The organism is uncultured Chitinophaga sp. (genome assembly GCF_937874145.1).
Lineage (GTDB): Bacteria > Bacteroidota > Bacteroidia > Chitinophagales > Chitinophagaceae > Chitinophaga.
Genome location: NZ_CALNBI010000037.1, coordinates 1 through 4,821, shown reverse-complemented (window position 1 = coordinate 4,821; position 4,821 = coordinate 1). Strand labels below are relative to the sequence as shown.

Genomic DNA, 4,821 nt, shown 5'->3' with positions numbered 1-4,821 from the left:
ACGAAGAAAACGCCGCCTACGCCGCGGGCGCGGAAGCACAGTTGACGGGCAAGATCGCCTGTTGCGCAGGGAGCTGCGGGCCCGGGCATGTGCATCTCATCAACGGTTTATACGACGCCCAACGCTCCGGCGCACCCGTGCTGGCCATCGCCTCGGCTATCCCCTCGCCCGAGTTCGGCTCCGGATTTTTCCAGGAAACGAACATCTACAAACTGTTCGATGATTGCAGTTATTACTGCGAAATGGCCACCACAGCGGTACAGGCGCCGCGCATGCTCCAGATGGCCATGCAAACGGCCGTCAGCCGCAAAGGCGTGGCGGTGTTCGGACTGCCGGGTGATGTATCTGAAATGGATGCGGAGAAAGCCCCTTCTTCCCACCAAATCTACCTCACCCAATCCGGCATCATCCCTTCCACCGGCGAACTGGCACAATTGGCCGAAACGCTCAACCAGAGCGAAAAGGTGACCATTTTCTGCGGCATCGGCGCCGCAGGCGCGCACCCGGAAGTGATCGACCTCGCCCACGCCCTCCAGGCGCCGGTCGGCTACTCGTTCAGGGGGAAAATGGCCGTCCAGCACGACAATCCTTTCGAAGTGGGCATGACCGGCCTGCTGGGACTACCTTCGGCCTATCACGCCATGCACCACGCCGATACGCTGCTGCTGCTCGGGACCGATTTCCCCTACACCCCGTTCCTCCCCGACGATACGCGCGTGATACAGATCGATGCGCAGGCCGAAAGGCTGGGAAGAAGGGCCACCCTGCACCAGGGGCTTCACGGCACCATCCGCGAAACCCTGTCGGCATTGCTTCCACTCATCCAGCCCAAAACAAAAACCGATTTCCTGGAAGACGAACGGAAACTGTACGCGAAAGTGAAAGACCGCCTGCAGTCCTACGTCACGGATGAAGGCGGCGAAAATAAAATCCACCCGGAATTCGTGGCCGCCACCATCGACCAACTGGCCCCGCACGACGCGGTTTTTACCGTAGACACCGGCATGACCTGTGTGTGGGCCGCACGATACATCTCATCCACCGGCAACCGCGCACTCCTCGGTTCTTTCAACCACGGTTCCATGGCCAATGCCCTGCCACAGGCAATCGGCGCGGCGTTATGCGCACCGGAACGCACCGTGGTGGCGCTTTGCGGCGACGGCGGCCTGTCGATGACCACCGGCGACCTCGCCACCATCGCGCAATACAAACTGCCGGTAAAAATCATTGTATTCAATAACCGCTCGCTGGGTATGGTGAAACTCGAAATGGAAGTAGCGGGCCTGCCCGACTGGCAAACCGATATGCACAACCCCGATTTCGCGATGCTGGCGCAGGCTTACGGCCTCCCTGGCATCACCGTTTCGCAGCCCGGCCGGGTGCGCGAAGCCCTCAGCCATGCGCTCAGCCAGCCCGGCCCCGTGCTGCTGAACATCATGACCGATCCCAATGCGCTGGCGATGCCGTCGAAAATCAAGCTCGCGCAAGTGCGCGGGATGGCGGCTTCCATGACAAAACTGATGCTGAACGGCGAGTTCGAAGAAGTATGGGAAACCATCAAAAGCAACATCCGCCACGCAAAGGAACTACTTTGAAAACCCCTCATCCACGCCGGCTTAACCCCTGGCGCAAAAGAGAAAGCCTGTCCGCCGCTTGAACCCGGTGACAGGCTTTTCTCCTCTTTACAGTAAATCCTCTATTGCTTCACATCGTAAACATGCGTTCCCGGGCCTGCGCTGACAGGCGCTCTGCCAGGGAGTTCCAGTGTAGCGATACTATTCGGCGGGATGGTCATCGTATATTGCACCGTACGCCCTTTGCGCTTCCACGACGAAACGATGCGGCCGGCGGGGCCGTCGTGATGCGCTTCGAAATGATCGAGCCCTTTCACGAATTGCGGTTTCATGCGCACATGCCGGAAGCCTGGCTGCCGCTCGTCGGGGAAGATGCCGCCCACGCCTTTGAAGAGCCAGGCGCCGATCTCACCGAACATGATATGATTGAGGGAAATATCACTTTTCGCATTGATGGGCCAATTCTCATATAGCGTGGTAGCGCCGTTTTTGATCCACCATCCCCAGCTCGGGTAATCTTCCTGGCTGGCGATTTTCCAAGCGGCATCCGCATACCCGTTTTCGCTGAGGGCGTTGAGGATGGCCTTGCTGCCTATAAGCCCCACATCCAGGTGGAAATTATCCGCGGCCACTCGTTTGTACAGATTGGCAGCTACTTGCGCGCGCAGCGAATCCGGGACCAGCCCCCAATATAAAGCCACGCTCAGTTCCGTTTGTACGCCCTGTCCATAAACCGCTGTTTCGCGATTCAAATATTTTTCGTTGAAGGCGTTGCGGATGTATGTGGCCAGTGCGGCGTATTTTTCCGCATCCTGTGATTTGCCCAGCAACTTCGCGGTTTTGGCGAGGATGTTCGCATCCGTGTAATAAAACGCCGTGGACGTGAAAGGCACGGGTGTTTTGGATTTGACGGGAATCCAGTCGCCGAGGCCCCAGGTGGTGATGCCGGAAGGCGATATCGATGTGATGTAATCGACGTAACGGCGCATCGCGTCGTAGGAGCGCGAAAGCAGCGTGGTATCGCCATAAAACAGGTAGATGTTCCAGGGGATGATGGCGATGGTGCTCGTCCAATCGGGCCCGTTGCCCCATTCGTAGCCCCAGCCGCCGGTGGGAATGATCGACGGGAACACGCCGTTGGGCTGTTGTTCATCGAAATGATCGTTCAGCCATTTTTCGTACACGGTAATGCCGTCGAAATTATACAGTGCGGTTTCGATGGCCTGGTGCGCGTCGCCGGTCCAGCCGTTTTTCTCGCGTTGCGGGCAATCGGTCGGGTAGCCGAAAAGATTGGAGAGGTAGGAATTGTTGGTGGCCTCCCAGATTTTGTTCATGACGGGATTGGAAGTATGCACATAGCCCTTTGGCTCCACACGGCTGTGCTGGAAGTATCCCGTCAGGCTTTCTTTGGTAAGTTCCACCGGCACGCTGCTCTCCACTTCCACATACTGGAAACCTTTGTAATTAAAGCGCGGCATGAAAGTTTCCTCCCCTTTGCCGGAAAGGATGAAAATATCAGTCTGGAACGGATCCTTGTCGTCTGTAGGCCGGTAATGCACGTCGATATTGGATTGATCGGTGTGCCCGGATGAATCCAGCCGCTCGGCGTGGCGGAGGCGCATCACCGTTCCGGCAGGACCTTTCACCGTGATCCTGCTGACGCCGGAGATGTTCTGCCCCAGGTCGTACAAATAGCGGGAACCGCTGAATTTCCGGAAACCCTTCGCCGGCAATGTATCACAATCCGCCACGGACACCATGGCCTGGGCGGTAACGTTCATCGACGGCACGGCGCGGAGGAGCACGTTCTTCCATTCTTTGTCGTTAAAACCCGCATTCGCCCATCCTTCCTGTTCCAGCCGCGCATCGTAATGCTCCGCGGTGTAAATGCTGTTGAAGATGACAGGACCCGTAGCGGTTTTCCAGTCTTTCCCCGTGGAAATGGTTTCCACGCGGCCGTCGTCGTAAGTAATGCGGACGTCCATGCAGAAGGCGGGGCGCGCGCGCCAGGGGGCGCGGTGGAAATCCCACACGGCGGTGGACTGGTGGTTATACCATCCGTTCCCGAGCATCACGCCCAAAACGTTTTCGCCGGACTGCAGCTGCGGGGTGATATCCCAGGTAACATAAAGATTGCGGCGGTCGAACCGGGTGTACATCGGATCGAGGCGGTGATTGCCGATGCGCTGGCCGTTCACGTACAGTTCATACAACCCGGCGGCGGCGATGTAAGCCCTCGCGCTGCGGATCTTCCCCTCCGGCTTGAACGCCTTCCGGAACAGCGCGGCGGGCTTCAGGTCCACGTCGTTTACGTCACTGATCCAGGCGCCCTGCCAGTCGCGCCGGTTCATCATGCCCGTTTCAAAACGGGCGCTGGCGCGGTCTGTGGATCGATCCGGATGCCTGATCTGCACTTCCCAGTCATACGCCGTGAAAGACGCCAGGGCTGGCCCGGTGTAACGCACCAAAGCCCCGGGACCGCTCAGTGTGCCCGACGACCAAACGACCGCTCCGTCCCTGCTGACCGTCACCTCGCACGACGACTGCTCCCCGGACGCGAGGCGCCAGGTAAAACGGGGTTGGGCCGCGTCGATCCCGATCGGGTTGGCAAGATGTTCGCACCGGAGCCCGGTGAGCTGGGCGCTTGCATACTGCGCGGCACAGAGGCCAAGCAGGAAAAAAAGGCGTTTCATGGCCCGTAATATAAAAAAACACCGGGTTTAACTGTCCCGGTGTGTCCTGCTCTGCCGCTCAGGGCTTTGCATCCGGCCATTTCACATCGAGGAATTCCCATTCGCGGATATGTGCGGGCCGGTGTTCTTTCTTCACGATATCGTCGAACCGCCGCAGCAGCGCGGGTTGTTGTTCCGCCACGTTTCGCTGTTCGGCGGGATCTGCGTCGAGGTCATACAGTTCCCAGGGGCGGTTGCGGTCTTGTTTCAACCCGGTTTTCACGGCTTTCCATTTGCCCATCCGGATGGCGAGCTGACCGCCTTTTTCGGGGTATTCAAAATATAAATACTCGCGGGCAGCGGTACCGTCGGGTTTGCCGGTCATTTCCGGAAGCAGGGAGATGCCGTCGTTTTCCGGTGCGGGCGTATTGGCCATATCGGCGAAAGTGGCCAACAGGTCGTACTGCACCGAGACCAGCCCTGAGGTCGTTCCGGCGGGAATTTTCCCGGGCCAACGTACCAGCAACGGTTCGCGGATGCCGCCTTCATACAGGTCCATCTTCAATCCCCTCAAC

General features: G+C 58.6%; 3 protein-coding genes. 1 reads left to right on the top strand and 2 read right to left on the bottom strand.

Annotated elements, in window-relative coordinates:
• Nucleotides 1-1,595: thiamine pyrophosphate-dependent enzyme (locus Q0510_RS01570; protein WP_298707611.1), on the top strand; the 1,595-nt coding region annotated here is incomplete at its 5' end.
• A 101-nt stretch (nt 1,596-1,696) separates the two neighbouring features.
• On the opposite strand, the gene Q0510_RS01565 is transcribed toward Q0510_RS01570, so the two are convergent.
• Together Q0510_RS01565 and Q0510_RS01560 are read right to left on the bottom strand one after the other, a co-directional pair.
• Nucleotides 1,697-4,267 (bottom strand): alpha-L-rhamnosidase, encoded by a 2,571-nt coding sequence (locus Q0510_RS01565; RefSeq protein WP_298707610.1) that lies wholly within the window; start codon nt 4,265-4,267, stop codon nt 1,697-1,699.
• Between the two features lie 58 nt (nt 4,268-4,325).
• A partial coding sequence (locus Q0510_RS01560) for a sulfatase/phosphatase domain-containing protein (protein WP_298707608.1) occupies nt 4,326-4,821 on the bottom strand: 496 nt, incomplete at its 5' end.

Coding starts and splice junctions, on each gene's coding strand:
- Q0510_RS01565 (WP_298707610.1), bottom strand. CDS start 4,267: ATGAAACGCCTTTTTTTCCTGCTTGGCCTCTGTGCCGCGCAGTATGCA.